At 71.6% G+C, this 17,547-nt stretch carries 14 protein-coding genes; 8 read left to right on the top strand and 6 right to left on the bottom strand.

What is annotated here, in order from left to right; all coding sequences use genetic code 11:
• Positions 1-10 precede the first annotated feature (10 nt).
• On the top strand, positions 11-2,176 hold the full coding sequence (locus tag IEY56_RS03115; protein WP_373292022.1) for a neutral/alkaline ceramidase: 2,166 nt from the start codon (positions 11-13) through the stop codon (positions 2,174-2,176).
• Between the two features lie 32 nt (positions 2,177-2,208).
• On the opposite strand, the gene IEY56_RS03110 is transcribed toward IEY56_RS03115, so the two are convergent.
• Positions 2,209-3,504 (bottom strand): S1 family peptidase, encoded by a 1,296-nt coding sequence (locus IEY56_RS03110; RefSeq protein ID WP_229711573.1) that lies wholly within the window; start codon positions 3,502-3,504, stop codon positions 2,209-2,211.
• A 393-nt stretch (positions 3,505-3,897) separates the two neighbouring features.
• Here IEY56_RS03110 and IEY56_RS03105 point away from each other — a divergent pair, with 393 nt between their 5' ends.
• On the top strand, positions 3,898-4,488 hold the full coding sequence (locus tag IEY56_RS03105) for an LAETG motif-containing sortase-dependent surface protein (protein ID WP_189035486.1): 591 nt from the start codon (positions 3,898-3,900) through the stop codon (positions 4,486-4,488).
• 113 nt (positions 4,489-4,601) lie between these two features.
• On the opposite strand, the gene IEY56_RS03100 is transcribed toward IEY56_RS03105, so the two are convergent.
• From IEY56_RS03100 to IEY56_RS03090, 3 genes are all read right to left on the bottom strand, one after another.
• Positions 4,602-5,960 carry an MFS transporter gene (locus tag IEY56_RS03100; protein ID WP_189035485.1) on the bottom strand — a complete coding sequence of 453 codons (1,359 nt, stop codon included), beginning with the start codon at positions 5,958-5,960 and terminating at the stop codon, positions 4,602-4,604.
• Positions 5,961-6,347: 387 nt separating this feature from the next.
• Complete coding sequence (locus IEY56_RS03095; RefSeq protein ID WP_189035484.1) at positions 6,348-7,574, bottom strand: acetyl-CoA C-acetyltransferase; 1,227 nt, start codon at positions 7,572-7,574, stop codon at positions 6,348-6,350.
• 225 nt (positions 7,575-7,799) lie between these two features.
• Positions 7,800-8,714, bottom strand: a complete 915-nt coding sequence (locus IEY56_RS03090) for a LysR family transcriptional regulator (protein WP_189035483.1) — start codon at positions 8,712-8,714, stop codon at positions 7,800-7,802.
• 193 nt (positions 8,715-8,907) lie between these two features.
• Here IEY56_RS03090 and IEY56_RS03085 point away from each other — a divergent pair, with 193 nt between their 5' ends.
• The 6 genes from IEY56_RS03085 (at position 8,908) to IEY56_RS29030 (ending at position 15,346) form a co-directional block, all read left to right on the top strand.
• Positions 8,908-9,846: a CoA transferase subunit A gene (locus IEY56_RS03085; RefSeq protein WP_189035482.1), complete on the top strand. Its 939-nt coding sequence runs from the start codon at positions 8,908-8,910 to the stop codon at positions 9,844-9,846.
• Between the two features lie 57 nt (positions 9,847-9,903).
• On the top strand, positions 9,904-10,671 hold the full coding sequence (locus IEY56_RS03080; protein ID WP_189035481.1) for a CoA-transferase subunit beta: 768 nt from the start codon (positions 9,904-9,906) through the stop codon (positions 10,669-10,671).
• 109 nt (positions 10,672-10,780) lie between these two features.
• Positions 10,781-12,310 (top strand): 3-hydroxyacyl-CoA dehydrogenase, encoded by a 1,530-nt coding sequence (locus IEY56_RS03075; protein WP_189035480.1) that lies wholly within the window; start codon positions 10,781-10,783, stop codon positions 12,308-12,310.
• 62 nt (positions 12,311-12,372) lie between these two features.
• Positions 12,373-13,533, top strand: a complete 1,161-nt coding sequence (locus IEY56_RS03070; protein WP_189035479.1) for an acyl-CoA dehydrogenase family protein — start codon at positions 12,373-12,375, stop codon at positions 13,531-13,533.
• Between the two features lie 80 nt (positions 13,534-13,613).
• On the top strand, positions 13,614-14,420 hold the full coding sequence (locus tag IEY56_RS03065) for an SAM-dependent methyltransferase (protein WP_189035478.1): 807 nt from the start codon (positions 13,614-13,616) through the stop codon (positions 14,418-14,420).
• A gap of 107 nt (positions 14,421-14,527) precedes the next feature.
• Positions 14,528-15,346: a VanZ family protein gene (locus IEY56_RS29030; RefSeq protein ID WP_189035822.1), complete on the top strand. Its 819-nt coding sequence runs from the start codon at positions 14,528-14,530 to the stop codon at positions 15,344-15,346.
• Here the strand turns inward: IEY56_RS29030 and IEY56_RS03055 are convergent.
• Both IEY56_RS03055 and IEY56_RS03050 read right to left on the bottom strand, forming a co-directional pair.
• Entirely contained in the window at positions 15,321-16,010 is a 690-nt protein-coding gene (locus IEY56_RS03055) for a DUF4230 domain-containing protein (RefSeq protein ID WP_189035477.1), read from the bottom strand. The genes IEY56_RS29030 and IEY56_RS03055 overlap by 26 nt on opposite strands.
• A gap of 123 nt (positions 16,011-16,133) precedes the next feature.
• Positions 16,134-17,426, bottom strand: a complete 1,293-nt coding sequence (locus tag IEY56_RS03050; RefSeq protein ID WP_189035476.1) for a D-arabinono-1,4-lactone oxidase — start codon at positions 17,424-17,426, stop codon at positions 16,134-16,136.
• Between the last annotated feature and the right edge of the window lie 121 nt (positions 17,427-17,547).

The raw sequence follows: 17,547 nt of genomic DNA, 5'->3' as shown, positions 1-17,547 counted from the left end.
GGAGCACCCCGTGAGCAGCACCCCCCACCACCACTCCCACGAACCTCCCTCCGGCGGGCCCGACGGCGCGGCGGCCGGCGAATCCGGCGGAAGCCCGCCCGCCTCGCGGAGCACTCGCCGCACCGTGCTGCGGGTCGGCGCCGCCGCGGCGGGACTCGGCCTGGCAGGCGTCGGGTCCACAGCCGGAGCCGCCCAGCGGGGCACGGGCGCCCTCACGCCCCGGGCCGCCGCCAAGGCCGCCGCGACCTACGTCGTGGGCCGGGGCGTCTCCGACGCCACCGGCGAGATCGCCGAAGTCGGCATGATGGGCTACGGGCGCATCGACCAGCAGGCCCAGGGCCTCCACACCCGGCTTCGCGCCCGGGCGTTCGTCTTCGCCGACGAGGCGACGAAGGAGCGCGTGCTCTTCGTCGTCGCCGACACGGCGATGATCTTCGAGAGCGTCCACCAGGCCGTTCTGAAGAGGCTCGGCGAGAAATACGGCGACCTCTACACGCACCGCAACGTCATGCTCACCGCCACGCACACCCACTGCGGGCCCGGCGGGTCCTCGCACCACCTGCTCTACAACGTCACCACGCTGGGCTTCCACAAGAAGACCTTCGAGGCGCTCACGGACGGCATCGTGGAGGCGGCCGAACGTGCGCACGAGGACGCGGCGCCCGCTGAACTCACCCTGACCCACGGCGAGTTGAAGGGGGCGAACGCCAACAGGTCGCGGGACGCCTTCGAGCGCAATCCGGGCGACATCCGCAGCCACTTCCCCGACGCGGTGGACACGCAGACGTCAGTGCTGCGCATCGAGCGGGACGGACGTGTCGCCGGCGCGGTCAACTGGTTCGCGACGCACGGCACGAGCATGTCCGGCGAGAACAGGCTCATCAGCGCGGACAACAAGGGCTACGCCGCCTACCACTGGGAGCGGGAGGTGGAGGGCGCCGACTACCTCGCGGACGACGCCCCGGACTTCGTCGCCGCATTCGCGCAGACCAACGCGGGCGACATGTCCCCCAACCTCGACCTCAAACCGCCCACGACGCCCGCAGACTTCGAGAACACCCGGGCCAACGGCCTGCGCCAGTACGAGGCCGCCGCACGCCAACTCGACGCGCGCGGCAAGCAGATGACCGGCGGCGTGGACTCGCGGCTCGTCTACATAGACCTCTCCGACACGACCGTCGACGCCGAGTACACCGGCGACGGCAAGTCGCACAAGACGTCCAAGGCGTCCATCGGCGCGTCGATGGCGGCCGGAAGCGTCGAGGACGGCCCGGCGTTCCCGGGGTTCGAGGAGGGCGAGAACCCGTTCTGGGACGCCATCTCGGACTCGATCATCTACGAGGCCTCACCCGAGCTGCGTGAAGCCCAGTCCCCCAAGGACATCTTCGCCCCGGTCGGCGTGATGAACGGGATCTACCCCTGGGTCCAGGAGCAGGTGCCCGTCCAGCTGCTGCGCATCGGGCAGCTCTACCTGATCGGCGTGCCCGGCGAGGTGACGATCGGCGCCGGGCTGCGGTTGCGGCGGACGGTCGCCGAGGTGGTGGGAGCGGACGTGCAGGACGTCCTCGTGGCGGGGTACGCCAACTCCTACTTCCACTACCTGACCACGCCCGAGGAGTACGACTCCCAGCAGTACGAGGGCGGAAGCACCCTCTTCGGGCGCTGGCAGCTCCCCGCGCTGCAGCAGACGGCGGCGCGGCTCGCGCGCGCCATGCTGAACGGCGAGGACCTTCCCCTGGGACCGGTCGCGCCGGACATCTCCGGCAAGACCATCTCGCTGCAGCCGCCCATCGTCGTGGACGCGCCGCCGCTGCAGAAGGAGTTCGGCGACGTGCTGACGGCGCCGCGCGCCAACTACCGCGCCGGGGAACGGGTGAGCGTGGTCTTCGCTGGCGCCCACCCGGGCAACGTGCTGCACCGGGGCGGGACGTACCTGCGGGTGGAGCACCGCCGGAACGGCGAATGGCGGACCGTCGCCGACGACGGCGACTGGTCCACCACTTTCCGCTGGGAGCGCTACGGCGTCGCCGCCTCCAAGGTGACGCTCACCTGGGACATCCCCGAGGGGACGGAAGCAGGCGAGTACCGGCTGAGGTACGAGGGCGACGCCAAACCGCTGGCGGGCGACCCGCGAGCCATCTCCGGTACCAGTCCTGGTTTCACCGTGAGCGGCTGACGGGTCGCCCGCGGGCGGCCGGGTCGTGCGGCTTACTGCTGTTCGGCCTGGCCGCCGCCGGCGGCCGGGATCTCGGCGCCGGTGGCCTCCAGCGCGTCGGTGACGGGCTGGAAGAAGGTCTCGCCGCCCTGCGTGCAGTCGCCGCTGCCGCCGGAGGTGAGGCCCACGGCCTTGTCCTCGGAGAACATGGCACCGCCGCTGTCGCCGGGCTCGGCGCAGACGTTCGTCTGGATCAGACCGTTGACGATGTCGCCGCCGCCGTAGTTGACGGTGGCGTCCAGGCCGGTGACCTCACCGTCGGTCACGCCGGTGGTGCTTCCGCTGCGCTGCACCTGCATGCCCACGGCGGCCTCGGCGGCGCCGGTGATCTCCTGCGTGCCGCCCTGGCCCTGGCCCAGCGGGTCGAGGTTGACGGCGCTGACGGGCTGGGCCTGCGCGTCGTCGTAGTTGAGGATCGCGAAGTCGGACTCGGGGAACTGCGAGTCGGCGACCGTGCCCAGCGCCTCGGCGCCGGCCTCGTCGGACGTCCACTGCTCCGCCGCGTTGCCGCAGTGACCGGCGGTCAGGAAGGCGGGGGCGCCGTCCACCTCGACGTTGAAGCCGAGGGAGCAGCGGCTGCCGGCCGCGAAGATGGCGTCGCCGCCGAGGACGCCCTCGGCTGCCTGGCCGTCGCCGGCACCCGACCCGTCGTCGCCGGCACCGTCACCGGCACCGCCTGCCGCGGCGTCGCCGGCACCGTCGCCCGCGCCGTCGCCCGCGCCGTCGCCGGCACCCGATCCGTCGTCGTCGCCCATGCCGGCGCCGTCGTCGTCCATGCCGCCGCCACCGGACTGGTCACCGTGGAAGGGCTTGAACTCGCCGCTGGAGCGCTTCACGGACATCATGCCGTCCATGCCGGCGGCGGTCTTGTTGAGGCTGCTCCAGCCCTCGGCGTCGACCGTGCGGTCGGCGAGCACCGAGACCTTGTTGGTGCGGGGGTCGACCGACCAGGCCGTACCGGCCACGGAGGCGCCGCCCGCGAGCGTGTCGGAGACCTTCTTCAGCTCCGCCTTGGAGTTCTGGACGATTCTCGCCGTCGCCCCGCTCTGCTCGACGCGCTCGGCGGTCTCCTGGTCGAGCACGTTCATGACAAGTCGGTTCTTCGACTTGCCGTCGAGGAACCAGCCCGCCGTGCGGTCGCCGTTCTCGTCCGCCAGCTTCGAGCCCATCAGGGCCGCGGCCTTGGCAGTGCGGAGCTGCGGCCCCGGCTGCGAGTCCTCACCCGCACTCGCGTACGGGAGCAGGACGGCCGCGGTGGCCAGTGCCGCAACGCCTGCGCCGGCTATCACATAAGCTCGCTTCTTGTCCTTGCGTCGATGGCTCAACTCACTGACCTCCCCTGGGTGGTGGACCGGCCCCTGATGCCGGCCCGGCGCAGTGGCACGCCACGAAATTGGTACTCGCTTGTTGCGATTCGGTGTTAGGACCGCTCAATCTCCGTGAGTTTCCACCGCGGTTACGAGTGGGGCGGTAGAGTCAGCGGGTTCCAGCGGTGAACGGGCGGGCAGCCACCGGACCGCACGGGGGGATTCAGACCACGCGTACACGCCTGAACTGCCCTTTTCACAGCGCAAGTTGGTGAATCCTGGGTCGGGCGCGACGAATGGTGTACCGGGGAGTACCGTGCTGTCCTCGCACGACACATCCGCTCTGCAAAGCTTCTGCGTCATCAGAGGGAGATCATGACCGCTATACGCCAGAGATGGCACCGCTCCGCCGCAGTCGTCGCGACCGGCGTCGCCGCTTTCATGGGCGCCGGAATACTCGCCGCCGGCCCCGCCCAGGCCCACAAGCCGGGCTGGGAGGTCGACTGCTACTCGGTGTCGGTCAATCTGACCAACTACAACCCGGGTGTCGAGAACACCATCAAGATCGAGGCCGGCGGCAAGGAACTGCTCAAGCAGGAGAAGTTCGGCGCCGAGTTCAACAAGAAGCTCGATCTGCCCAAGCACAGCGAGCCGCTCGAGGTCCACCTGGTCGTCAAGGCCGGCGACGGTGACCAGCACTCGCGCGACGAGCGCAAGATGTCCCCCGTGTGCGAGGAGACGCCTTCGCCCGAGCCCACCCCGTCGCCCAGTGAGTCCACCAGCGAGGCCCCGGCGCCCTCGGAGGAGCCCAGCTCCGCGCCCAAGCCCGAAGGCGGCGGCGACGACCTGGCCGAGACCGGTGCCTCCAGCGCCACCCCGATGATCGCCGGCGCCGCCGGTGTCGTCCTGGTCGCGGGTGCGGGCCTGGTGATGGTCTCGCGCAAGCGCCGCAACGCGCAGAACTGAGCTGATCCCGCCGCTGTCCGGCTCCGGCCGGGCACCGCACGGGACCCCTTGGTACGTACGCGGGCCCGGCAGCCGATCGATCCGGCTGCCGGGCCCGTGTGTGCGCCGGCGGACTACCCGGCCCTGACGGGCTCTGCCTCCCCGTCCGCGGCCTCCGCGGCCTCGCCCGCCTCGCCCGGGGCGCGCCGGTCGTGGTTGGGCCTCTTGAGCAGTAGCAGCATGCAGCCCAGGGTGAGTGCCACCTGGAAGACGGCGTAGCAGATGACGGCCGTGATCGATCCCGTGCGGTTCAGCAGGAACTGCCCGATGACCGGCGTCGTACCGCCCAGCAGGGTGCCGCACAGCTGGTAGCACAGCGAGATGCCCGTGTAGCGGACGTGCGCCGGGAAGCGGCTCGCCAGGATGCCCGCGAGCGCGGCGTAGTAGAGGCAGTGCGGGATGGTGGCGACGGAGACGCCGAGCATCGCGAGGCCGTAGTTCTCGGTGCTGATCAGCACGAACATCAGCGGCATCAGCAGCAGTTCGGGCAGCAGCATCACGCTCACGGCTTTGGACCAGTTCCGCATCCTCGTGGCGAGGACGGCCCCGAAGGGCTGGACGATGATCTGCGTGATGTTCGCGACGAGGATGATCGTCAGGAACGAACTCTGGTCGAAGTCGAGGCTGGACGTCGCCCAGGAGAGCGCGAACGTCGACTTGAAGTACGTGGCCGACAGCCCGATGGTGCAGGCGCCGATACCCAGGGCGATGAGCCCGGGGTACGAGCGCAGCACCTCCGTCAGCGGCAGCTTCGCGACCTTCTTCCTCTCGATCAGCCGCGCCATCGCGGGCGATTCGGTGACCTTCAGGCGGAGGAAGAGCCCGACGACGACGAGAGCGGCGGAGGCCAGGAAGGGGATCCGCCAGGCCCAGCCGGTGAAGTCGTCGTCGGGGAGCTGGCTGATGGCCAGGAACGAGACGGTGGCGAGGGTGTTGCCGACGGGGGAGCCCTGCTGCGCGAACGCGCCGTAGAGGATCGACTTGCCCTTCGGCGCGTGCTCGGAGGCGATGAGGACCGAGCCGCCCCATTCGCCGCCGAGGCCGATTCCCTGGATCATGCGGATCGCGACGAGGATGACGGGCGCCGCGACGCCGAGGGTGTCGTAGCCGGGGAGCACGCCGATCAGCGTGGTGGAGATACCCATCATCAGCAGGGTGATGATCAGGGTCTTCTTGCGGCCCAGGCGGTCGCCGAAGTGCCCGAAGACGATGCCGCCCAGCGGGCGGGCGAGGAAGCCGACCCAGAACGTGGCGAAGGCGACGAGGGTGCCGACGGCGCCTTCGAGTTCGGGGAAGAAGACCTCGTCGAAGACCAGGGCCGAAGCGGTCCCGTAGATGTAGAAGTCGAACCACTCGATCGTCGAGCCGATGAAGGCTCCGATTCCCGCGCGGTTCGCGGTCTTCCTGTGCTCCTGCGCGAGGGGCGCACTCATGCGGCGGCTCCGGTGTGCTGGACGTACGGGGAACGGGGCGCGGGTGTCCCGGGCGCGCTCACGTTCCGGGGCCGGGGGATGGCCGGACGGCGGTAACGCTGCCAGTCGGTACCGAGACCGGTCCAATACCGAATCACTGGCACAGCGAGACGATCCGGCTCTCAATGCGTCGCGCTGCTGCGGCGCGGGGCGGGGCGTGGCGGGGTAGCCGCCTTGCGCGGGGCACGCAGAGGGGGCCGCCCGCAGCGGTGAGCTGGACGGGCGGCCCCTCGGTGTCCTCCGTACGCGGGACGGCGCCGGCGGCCGCACAGTTCGCCGGCTCGACGGACTGCCCGGCCCGACGGCCTTCCGGCCCTCCCGTCTCCTGGTGCCGGTCTGCCGGCGGTGTCAGGCGGCGACGCGTTCGAAGATCGCGGCCAGTCCCTGCCCTCCGCCGATGCACATGGTCTCCAGGCCGTACCGGGCGCCTGCGCGGTGCATGTGGTGCGTCAGCGTGGTGAGGATGCGCGCCCCGGTCGCACCGACGGGATGCCCGAGCGAGATGCCCGAACCGCACACGTTGATCCGCTGCTCGTGGTCGGTCTCCGTCAGGCCCAACTCCCGCGTGCAGGCCAGGACCTGGGCGGCGAACGCCTCGTTCAGCTCGATGAGGTCCAGGTCCGCGAGCGAGAGCCCGGCCCTCTCCAGGGCGGCGTTCGTCGCGGCCACCGGCCCGATGCCCATCGTCTGCGCCGGGACGCCCGTACGCGCGAAGGAGACAAGGCGCACCAGCGGCGTCAGCCCGAGCCGCTCCGCCGTCCCGGCGGTGGTGACCAGGCAGGCGGCAGCGGCGTCGTTCTGTCCGCTGGCGTTGCCGGCGGTCACCGTCGCCGCGGGGTCGTTCTTGCCCATCACCGGGCGCAGGCCCGCGAGTTGCTCGGCGGTGGTGTCGGGACGCGGGTGCTCGTCTACCTCGACGACGGTGTCGCCCTTACGTCCCCGGACGGTGACCGGCACGATCTCCTCCGCGAACCAGCCCGCCTCCATCGCGCGTGCCGCCCGCTGCTGCGAACGCAGCGCGAGCGCGTCCTGCTCCTCGCGGCCGATGCCGTACTCGCGGCGCAGGTTCTCCGCCGTCTCGATCATGCCGCCCGGCACCGGGTGGTTCTCGCCGCCGGCGGTCACGCGGCCGCGCGCCAGGGAGTCGTGCAGCTGCAGGCCGGGGCCCTTGATGCCCCACCTGCCCTCGTGCGTGTAGTACGGAGCGGCGCTCATCACGTCCACGCCGCCCGCGACGACGACGTCGCTGAAGCCCGCCCGTATCTGCATCGCGGCGTCGAGGACCGCCTGGAGGCCGGAGCCGCAGCGCCGGTCGATCTGGATGCCCGTGACCGACTGGGGGAGCCCGGCGTCGAGCGCGGCGACCCTGCCGATCGCCGGTGCCTCGGAGCTGGGGTAGGCGTGGCCGAGGATCACCTCGTCGATCTGCTCGCCCCCGATGCCGCTGCGCGCGACGACCTCGGAGATGACGCGTGCGGCCAGCGCGGCAGGACGCTGGCCGGCGAGACCGCCGCCGAAGCGTCCGATCGGGGTGCGCAGCGGCTGGCAGACGACGACATCGGACTGGGCTGACATGGGCGAGGCCCTCCCTGGCTGACTGGCTGGCTGACTCTGACTGGCTGACGGGCGGCTTGCTGGGTGCGGTTCAGGTGGTTCGGGTGGTCAGTTGGTTCGGCTGTGCCGAGGGCCGGCGGGTCCGGGCCTCCCGGCCGGGCGGACGGCGCTCCCGCCGACGACCCTTCCATCCGGTACTGAGCCGGTCCAATATTCGATCCGCCGGTGACTGAGACGTCCCGCCACCTAATCGTCCCCGTGCGGTTCGTCCCCCGGCGTGGGCAGAGCCTCTGCCGCGACGTCCAGGACGCTGTGCAGCGCCGCCGACGGGTTGTCCGCGCGCCACGCGAGCGCCGCCTGGAGCACGACCGGCGTCCCGCTCAGCGGCCGGTAGACGAGGCCCGTCTGCTGGATGTGCATGCACGAGGTGAGGGTCAGCGTCACGCCGACACCCATCGCCACCAGCGCCAGGATCGTGTACGAGTCCGGGGCCTCCTGCACGATCCGCGGGTGGTGGCCGGCCGCCTCGCACGCCTGGAGCGTCACGTCCCGCAGGCTGGAGCCCGTGCGCGCGGGAAAGCTGACGAACGGCTCGTCGGCGAGGTCCGCGACGGTGATGCTGCTCCGCCGCGCCAGCGGGTGGTCGGAGGGCAGCGCGCAGACGAGCTCCTCCTCGCCGATCACGCGGTGCTCCACGCCGTGCTGCGTGATCGGGAGGCGTACGAAGCCCAGGTCGAGGGTGCCGTCGGCGACGCCGGCGAGGGCGCGGTTGGCGTAGGTCTGGCCGCGCATGACCAGCTCGATGCCGGGGTGCGCGGCTCGCACTGCCCGGGTGAGCCGGGGCAGCGTCGCGTGGCTGGAGGCGCCGGCGAAGCCGACGGTCACGCGCCCGTACTCGCCGCGGCCCGCGGCCTTTGCGACGCGCTGCGCGATGTCGAGGTCCTCCAGCACGGTGCGGACGGGCTTGAGGAAGGCCTCTCCGGCGCTGGTGAGGCGTACGGAACGGGTGCTGCGCTCGAAGAGCTGCACCCCGAGCTCCTTCTCCAGCTGCCGGATCTGCTGGCTGAGCGGGGGCTGCGCCATCTGCAGGCGCCTGGCGGCTCGGCCGAAGTGCAGCTCTTCCGCGACGGCGATGAAGGAGGAGAGATGGCGCAGTTCCACGGGTGTCCCGGAGTCAGTGGCGGCGAGCCGTCCGCCCGCCACCGGTTATCAGTTTTCCGTCTCAAACTGACCTTAATTCGGTATTGGACGCCAATCAATATGGGGTGGGAACGTGGTGCGAGCCGATGCCCGGGTCCGGGGCACGGACGCCCAGGGCCCGAAGGATGCACCGAGACGCCGTGGAGACGCCGCTATGAGCGCAGTGGACAAGACGATGACGATGCGGGAGGCCATAGCCGCCCACGTGCACGACGGCGACACCGTCTCCCTCGAAGGATTCACGCACCTGATACCCACCGCCGCCGGGCACGAGATCATCCGGCAGGGACGCCGCGACCTGACGGTGATCCGCATGACGGCCGACATCGTCGTGGACCAGATGCTCGCCGCCGGATGCGTCTCGAAACTCGTCTCGTCCTTCGTCGGCAACTCCTCGGCGGGGTCGCTCGGAGAGCTGCGACGGCGCGTGGAGAGCGCGCGGCCCGCGCCTCTGGAGTTCGAGGAGTACAGCCACTACGGCATGATCTGCCGCTACATCGCGGGCGCGCAGCGGCTGCCGTTCTACCCGCTGCGCAGCTATGGCGGCAGCGACCTCCCCGAGGTGAACTCCTCGCTGCGCAAGGTGACTTCGCCCTACCCCGGCCCGGACGGCGGGACCGAGCAGATCTACGTCGTGCCGCCCGTCAACCCGGACGTGACGATCGTGCACGCCCAGCGCGCCGACCGCAGCGGGAACACCCAGATCTGGGGACTCACCGGAGTGCAGGCAGAGGCCGTCTACGCCGCCCGCAAGGCCGTCGTCGTCGTGGAGGAGGTCGTCGACGGCGAAGTCGTACGCTCCGACCCCAACCGCACGGTCGTCCCCGCGCACGCCGTGAACGCCGTGGTCGAGTGCCCGCGCGGCGCCCACCCCTCCTTCGCCCAGGGCTACTACGACCGCGACAACGCCTTCTACCGCTCGTGGTCCGCCATCAGCAAGGACAAGGAGCGGCTGACGGCCTGGCTCGCGGAGTGGGTGCACGGAACCCGCGACCACGCCGAGTACGTGGCCAAGCTCGGCGAGGAGTTCTGGGACGGGCTCGTCGTCGGCGAGGCGATGAGCCTGCCCGTCAACTACGGGCGCCGGCTGTGAGGCCGGGTGCCCGCCGCCCAGCCGCCCGCCGCCCCGCGACCCGAAAGTGAGCCGCGCATGACTGCCGCCGCCGCTACCTCCTCCGAACTGCTCTCCGTCGTCGCCGCCCGCGAACTGGCAGCCAGGCGCACGGTCTTCGCCGGTATCGGCCTGCCCACGCTGGCCGCGTCGCTGGCCCATCTGACCGTCGCGCCGGAGCTGGAGATCGTCTACGAGTCGGGGGTGTGCGGCGCGCACCCCTCCCACCTGCCCGAGACCATCGCCGACGCCGTGCTCATCACCGGCGCCGAGGCGGTGCTGCCGATGCCCACCCTGTTCGGCTCCGTGCTGCAGGGCGGCCACATCGACGTGGGCTTCCTCGGAGCGGCGCAGATCGACAAGTGGGGCAACCTCAACTCCTCCGTCATCGGCGACTGGCACCACCCGAAGGCGCGGCTGCCCGGATCGGGCGGCGCCAACGAGGTGATGGCCAACGCCCGCGAGGTGTTCGTCGTGATGCGCCGGCACGACCCGCGGTCCTTCACGGAGCGGCTCGACTTCTGCACCTCGCCCGGCCCGGACCGCGCGCTGGCCGACGGCATCCGCCCCCTGGGTGCCGGAGTGACGCGTGTCATCACCGAGTTGGGCATCCTGGCCCGTGAAGGCGTCGGCGAGGAGCTGCGGCTGGCCGCCGTGCACCCGGGTGTCAGCGCCGACGACGTGCGGGCCGCCACCGGCTGGGAGCTGAAGACCGCCGATGACCTGACCGTCGTCGAGCCACCCACGGAGGCCGAACTCGCCCTGCTGCGCGAGGATGTCGACCCTGAGCGCGTCTACCTGCGCTGACGGTGAGGGGCCGGGACGTCGCCCCCGGCCGTCGGCGGTGGACGTCGCCGGAACGCGGAGTGACCTGTGCGGGCCCGGTCGGGCACGCCGAGCCGAGGGTGGAGAAGAGATGCGTACGAGAATCGTCGGTACCGGAGTCATGGGACGCGGCATCGCCCAGCTGGCGGCCACGGCCGGGCACACTGTCGAACTCGCCGACGCGCGGCCGGAGTCGGTGACGGAAGCCGTCGGGTTCGTACGCGGCATGCTGGACCGGGCCGTGGAGAAGGGCCGGATGAGCCGGACCGACGCCGACGCCGCGGCGGAGCGGCTCGTACCGCTGCCCTCTCCTTACGCGGCCCCCGAGGGCGAGGGCAGCGCGCCGGAACTCGTCATCGAGGCGGTACGGGAGGACCTGGAGACCAAGGCCGCCCTCTTCACGGAGCTGGCTGCGGTGCTGCCCGAGCGGACGGTCTTCGCCACCAACACCTCCTCCCTGTCGGTGACCGAGATCGCGTCGCGGCTGCCCGACCCGAGCCGCCTGGCCGGTCTGCACTTCTTCAACCCCGTGCCGCTGATGAAGATCGCCGAGGTCGTGCCCGGCGCGTCGACCCGCGAGGACATCCCCGCCGCGCTCACCGCCTTCGTCGAGGGGTGCGGGCACAAGGCGGTCACCGTCGCCGACACACCCGGCTTCCTCGTGAACCACGCCGGGCGCGGCCTTGCCACCGAGGCGCTGGCGCTGCTGGAGGAGGCCGTCGCCGCCCCCGCCGACCTCGACGCCGTCGCCCGCGACGTACTGGGGCTGCGCATGGGCCCCTTCGAGCTGATGGACCTCACGGGACTCGACGTCACCGCCTCCGTCATCGACACCGTCTGGCGCGGCTTCCGCCACTCCGACCGCCTCCGCCCGTCGTATCTGACCGCCAACCGCGTCACCGCGGGGCTGCACGGACGCAAGACGGGACGCGGCTTCTACCCGTACGGGCCCGACGCGCCCGCCGACGCCGCCGCACCGGCCGCGCCGCCGGCCGGGGGCGACGCCGCCCGGCCGGTACGCGTCGTGGGAGAGAGCCCCGAGGCGCAGGAGCTGCGCCGCACGCTCGGCGCGGGCGGCGACCGCCCCGCAGGGGACGGAGCAGCAGGGGACGGCGCGCTCAACCTCGTGGTCACCTGGGGCGGGACGGTGGCCGCGGCGGTCGCCGACCAGGGCCTTCCCGCAGCGGAGACCGTCGGCGTCGACCCGCTCTCGCTCGCCGCCGCCCGCCGCGTCCTCGCCGTGACCCCGGCGACCGCGCCGGACGCCGTACGGGACGCCGCCGCCGTCCTCGCCTCGCCCGGCACGGCCGTGACCGTCGTACGCGACACGCACGGTTCGGTCGCGCAGCGGCTGATCGCCTCCATCGTCTCGGTGGCCGCGTCCATCGCGGAGCGCCACATCGCCGCCCCCTCCGACATCGACCTCGCGGTCACGGCCGGCCTGGGCTACCCGCACGGCCCGCTGGCCTGGGGCGAGCGGATCGGCGCGAGCCGGATGCTCGGCCTGCAGCGCGCCCTGCACGCCTCGACCGGAGACCCGCGCTACCGGCCCACCCGCTGGGTCACCGAACGCGCCCAGCTCGGCCTGCCCCTCACCGCGCCGGACGCCCCCCTCCCGTAAGCCCGCACCCGGCAGCCGGCCCCCGCACAAGGGGCCGGCTGCGCAACCGACCAGGAGAGCCCATGAGTTCACGGGATTTCGGACTCACCGAGACGCAGCGCGACATCCGTGCGATGGCAGCCGCTTTCGCCGACGCGGAGATCGCGCCGCACGCCCGCGAGTGGGACCGGGCGGAAGAGGTCGACCCCGCCGTCGCGAAGCGCCTCGGCGAGCTGGGTTTCCTGGGGCTGACCGTTCCCGAGCAGTACGGGGGAGTGGAGTGCGACCTCCTCTCGTACGTGCTGGCCACCGAGGAGCTGGGACGCGGCGACTCGGCGGTCAGGGGTATCGTCTCCGTCTCCCTCGGCCTGGTGACCAAGACCATCGTCGCGCACGGCACCGACGCCCAACGCGAGGAGTGGATACCGCGGTTGACCAGCGGGGAGGCGCTGGGCTGCTTCGCGCTGACCGAGCCCGGCACCGGCTCCGACGCCGGGTCCCTGACGACGCGGGCCCGGCGCGACGGCGGCGACTGGATCATCGACGGCGGCAAGATGTTCATCACCAACGGCACCGTCGCGAAGGTCGCCCTCACCTTCGCCCGCACGAGCGAGACCGGCATCACGGCCTTCCTGGTGCCCACCGACAGCCCCGGGCTGACCGCCACCGAGATCAAGGGCAAGTTGGGCCTGCGGGGTCAGGCCACCGCCGAACTCGCCTTCGACGGCGTACGGGTGCCGGACTCGGCGCGTCTGGGCGAGCCGGACCGGGGGCTGGGCATCGCGCTCGGTGCGCTCTCGCGGGGCCGCATCTCCGTGGCGGCGGGCGCGGTGGGGGTGGCGCAGGCGGCGCTGGACGCTGCCTTGGGGTACGCGGCGGAGCGTGAGCAGTTCGGCAAGCCGATCGCGTCCTTCCAGCTCGTCCAGGAGCTGCTGGCCGACTCCGAGGTGGACATCCGCGCGTCCCGGCTGCTCACCCACCAGGTGGCCAGGATGGCCGACGCGGGCGCCACGCCGAAGGAGTACGCCACGGACGCGTCCGTCGCCAAGTACCACGCGAGCGAGACCGCCGTACGCGTCAGCAACAACTGCCTTCAAACCTTCGGCGGTTACGGCTTCATCGACGAATACCCCGTGGGCAAGTACCTGCGGGACGCGCGGGTGCTCACCCTCTACGAGGGCACGAGCCAGGTGCAGAAGCTGATCATCGGGCGGGCCCTGACGGGCGTCGACGCGATGACATGACGGCTGGCCGGTTCTGGGCTGTCGGTGCCCGGCCCGGTGAGACAGTGTGTCGCCACAGACCGTGAGCGTGGGAGAGAACAGTGACCGCGAGAGACGACATCGACAGCAGCAGGCCGCATCCGGCTCGCGTCTACGACTACTGGCTGGACGGCTCCAACCACTACGAGGTCGACGCCGCGGCTGCCGAGCAGGTCGTCCGGGTATGGCCCGGTGTGGTCCTCGGTGCCCAGCTCAACCGGGCGTTCATGCACAGGGCGACGCGCTGGCTCGTCCGTGAGGCGGGAGTGCGGCAGTTCCTGGACATCGGTGCGGGCATCCCCACCGAACCGAACCTGCACCAGGTCGCGCAGGCCGTCGCGCCCGAGACCCGTGTCCTCTACGCCGACAACGACCCGATAGTCCTGCACCACGCGCAGGGGCTGCTCAGCGGCACACCCGAAGGCCGCACGGCATATGTGCACGCCGACTTCACCGACCCGGACGGCATCCTCAACTCGCCCGAGCTGCGCGAGACCCTCGACCTCCAGCAGCCCGTCGCGCTCTCGCTCATCGCACTCCTGCACTTCATCACGGACGAGCGGGGCGCGTACGAGATCGTCGGCAAGCTCATGAACGCGCTGCCGTCGGGGAGTTACCTCGTCGTCTCGCACGCCACTGCCGACTTCGACCCGGACCTGCTGACGCGGGTCGCCGAGGCGTACCAGTCGTCCGTGGCGGAGGGGCAGATCCGGTCCAGTTCGGAGGTGAGCCGCTTCTTCGACGGACTCGAACTCGTCGATCCCGGAGTCGTCGTCGCCCACCGCTGGCGGCCCGAGGAAGGCGAGCCCCAACCGGACATCACCGACGCGGAGTTCCCCGTCTACGGCGGCGTCGCGCGCAAGCCCTGAGGGCGGGGCGCCCGGCGCCGTCGCGGGAGCCGGCGCATGCTTGGCAACACCGGGGGTAACTGCTGGCCAGACAGTGCCCAGGCCTCGGGAGGTGCTTGCGCGTGCGCATGTTCGGCAGTGAGGCGAACACGAAGACGACCGCCACGACGAAGGGGAAGAGCGGACAAGGAACCGCGAAGCAGTCGAAGTCGGCGAAATCGGCCACGACGGGGAAGGTGGCGCAGCCGGCGAAACAGGGCTCGGCCGGGAAGACGTCGACGGCCAAGGCGGGTGCGGCCAAGGCGGCCAACGGCGGGAAGGCAGCGGCCAGCAGCGGGAAGGGGGCCGCGAAGGGCGGTGCGGGCGGCTCCGCCAAGCGCCCGGCCCGTACCGGCAAGAGCCGCAAGGGGGGCTCGGCAGGCGCCCGTCGGGGCGACGCGCTGACCAGCAAGCAGCTGCCCCTGGCGGCCCGCATCGTGATCCTCGTCGTGGCGTTCGCCGCGATGGTGGGCTTCGCGGTCGTCCTCTCCAAGCTGACCCTGGGGCCCTCCGCCGCATCCGAGTCGCTCACGCACAGCAACCTGCAGCCCGGCGACTCCATCCGCGACTACCTCTCGCAGCCCCAGATGCGCGACACGCTCAAGCAGCTCGGCGGCAACATCGTGCTCGGCATGCCCTTCGGCGCGCTGCTGCCCGCTCTGGTGCCCCGCACCCGTGGCCTGCTGCGGGTGATGACGGCGACGGCCCTGGTCATGCTGCTCGTCGAGCTGGTGCAGGGAGCGCTGGTCACGGGCCGCGCCTTCGACATCGACGACGTCATCCTCAACACCACGGGCGCCATGCTGGGTTACCTGATCATCGGGCGGCGGCTGGGCCTCGCCGTGCACCCGCGCCGCCGCCACTGGTGGCACCGCTTCCGCCCTAGCTCTTCCCGCGGCCGTCGGTGAAGCGGACCGTCACCTTCTCGTATCCGAGTGAACGCAGCAGCTCACGCAGCATGTTCCTGGTGTTCTTCTCCGCCCGGGCCTCCAGGCCGCTCTGCCGGGCAGCGTCCCCGATGTGCCGGACGGCGAGCTTGTGCACCTCGCGCTCGTCGCCGGGGTTGTCGGAGAAGACGTCCCCGAGCCGGTCGAGGATGCCGCGCTCCTTCGTCACCGCGTAGGAGCGGTCGGCGTCCAGGGCGGGCTTCTCCAGCCGGGCGGGGGGCAGCGTCAGCGAGGCCGACTTGCGGTCCTTGCCGACCTTCACGGCGTCCTCGTCCACATCGCCGAGGTCCACGTACGCGCCGACGCTTCCCTTCCCGACGAAGAGCGTGCGGTTGCCCCGCACCGCGTCCGGCAGGAACTCGGCGTCCTTGTCCAGGTCGACGACGACCTGGAAGCTGCCCGAGGCCGCCTCGTAACGGCTCATGTCCTGGACGGACTTCAGCAGTACTGGCCCGGTGCGGTCCTTGGTCTTCGTGCCGAAGGGGTTGCTCAGCTGCGGCATGACGTTGAGCGTCCGCGCGAGCAGCAGCAGGAGCAGCAGCACGGCCAGCGTGGCGGGAACGGCGACCCACCAGGGCGGACGCTTACGGGCGTTGACGACGACGGCGGACTGCTTCGAAGACATTCTTCCCGTCCCCTCGGATGTATCGGCGGACTGCACGACACAGCTCCGGGTTCCCCGGCAGGCGCCGTCCAAGGGCTGCGGGAAGGCGGGCGGGCTCCGGTCGGGCTCCGCCTGCGCCGCCTCTCAGCCGCTGTAGGCGGGCGCGAAGACCTCATCGACGAAGGGGTTGCGGAACTTGCCGTGCGGGTCGCGTTCGGACAGCAACTGCCGGAACGCTCCTGCCTGTTCGTAGAGGCCGGCGATCTCCGCGTGCGGCAGAGCGGTGAGCTTCCCCCAGTGCGGGCGGGCGCCGAGGGGCAGCAGCCGCTCCTCGACGGCCTCGATGACGGGCAGCACCGCGGCGGCGTCCTTGACCCAGGTGAAGTGGAAGGCGACGCAGTCCTGCCGGTAGGCGGGGCTCAGCCACAGGTCGTCCGCCGCGACGGTGCGGACCTCGGAGATCTGGAGCACGGGGGCGACGCGGCCGCCGAGTTCCTGCAGCGCGGCGAGCGCCGCGGGCGCGGCCGAGCGGGGCAGCAGCAGCTCCGACTGGAGTTCCTCGCCGTTGCTCGGCGTGAAGTCGGGCCTGAAGTGCGGCAGCCGCTCGTGCCACGGCCCGGGGACGCCCAACTGCTCGGTGCAGTGCGTGGGTTCGATGCCCGGGATCGGATGGTGGGCGCAGTCGGCCGGGGTTGTGCCCTCCCAGCCGGAGCGGCGCGTACCGGCGTCCCGTTCCGTGACCCGGCGCTTGACCCACACCCGCGCCAGGCCGTCCGCGTAGCCGGTGAACGCGCTGACGCTGTAGGCGCATCCGAAGATCTCGTCGAAGTCCGAGGCGAGCCGCGCGAGCGGAACGCCCGTGAAGACGTGCTGGGCGACCTCGAAGGAGGGCTCCACCGACAGGGTCAGCCTGGTGACGATGCCGAGGGCGCCGAGGGAGACGACCATGCCGGGGAAGGTCTCCGGGTCGCTGCCGCGGTGAACCTCGACCAGCTCGCCTCCCGGGCCGACGTACTCCAGCGCCGTCACCGCCGCGGCGAGGCACTTCTCGGCGTCACCCGACCCGTGCGTGGCGGTCGCGCAGCAGCCGGCGACCGAAATGTGCGGCAGCGACGCGAGGTTGGCGAGAGCGAGTCCTGCCTCGTGCAGCACGCCGGCCACCTCGCCGTACCGCATTCCCGCGCCCACGGTGACCGTGCGCCCCTCTGCGGCCGAGGTCCCGGGCTCCACGAGAGGGGGGAGGCCGTCGAGCCGCACCAGGTCGCCGTCGGTGTCGGCGATCCGGTTGAAGGAGTGGCCGCTGCCCAGCGCCCGTATCCGGTCCGCCGAGGCGACGACGTCCCTCAACTCCTCGACGGAGGAGGGGCGGTGGGTGCGGCGGGCGTTGAAGACGGTGTTGCCCGCCCAGTTCTTCGCCGGTGCGCCGGAGGTGGTCATGGGCGCTCCTGAGGGGGTGGAGGCTCCCGGTGCCTGCGGGAACGTGGGGTTTGAACGTGGGACGAACGTAGGGATCGAGACCTCGGGGTACGCGTACGAGCCTAATATGCGCCTGGAAACC

The organism is Streptomyces daqingensis, from assembly GCF_014645895.1.
Taxonomy (GTDB): domain Bacteria; phylum Actinomycetota; class Actinomycetes; order Streptomycetales; family Streptomycetaceae; genus Streptomyces; species Streptomyces daqingensis.
The sequence above is the reverse complement of the archived record's forward strand: the minus strand, read 5'-3'. Positions and strand labels throughout refer to the sequence as shown.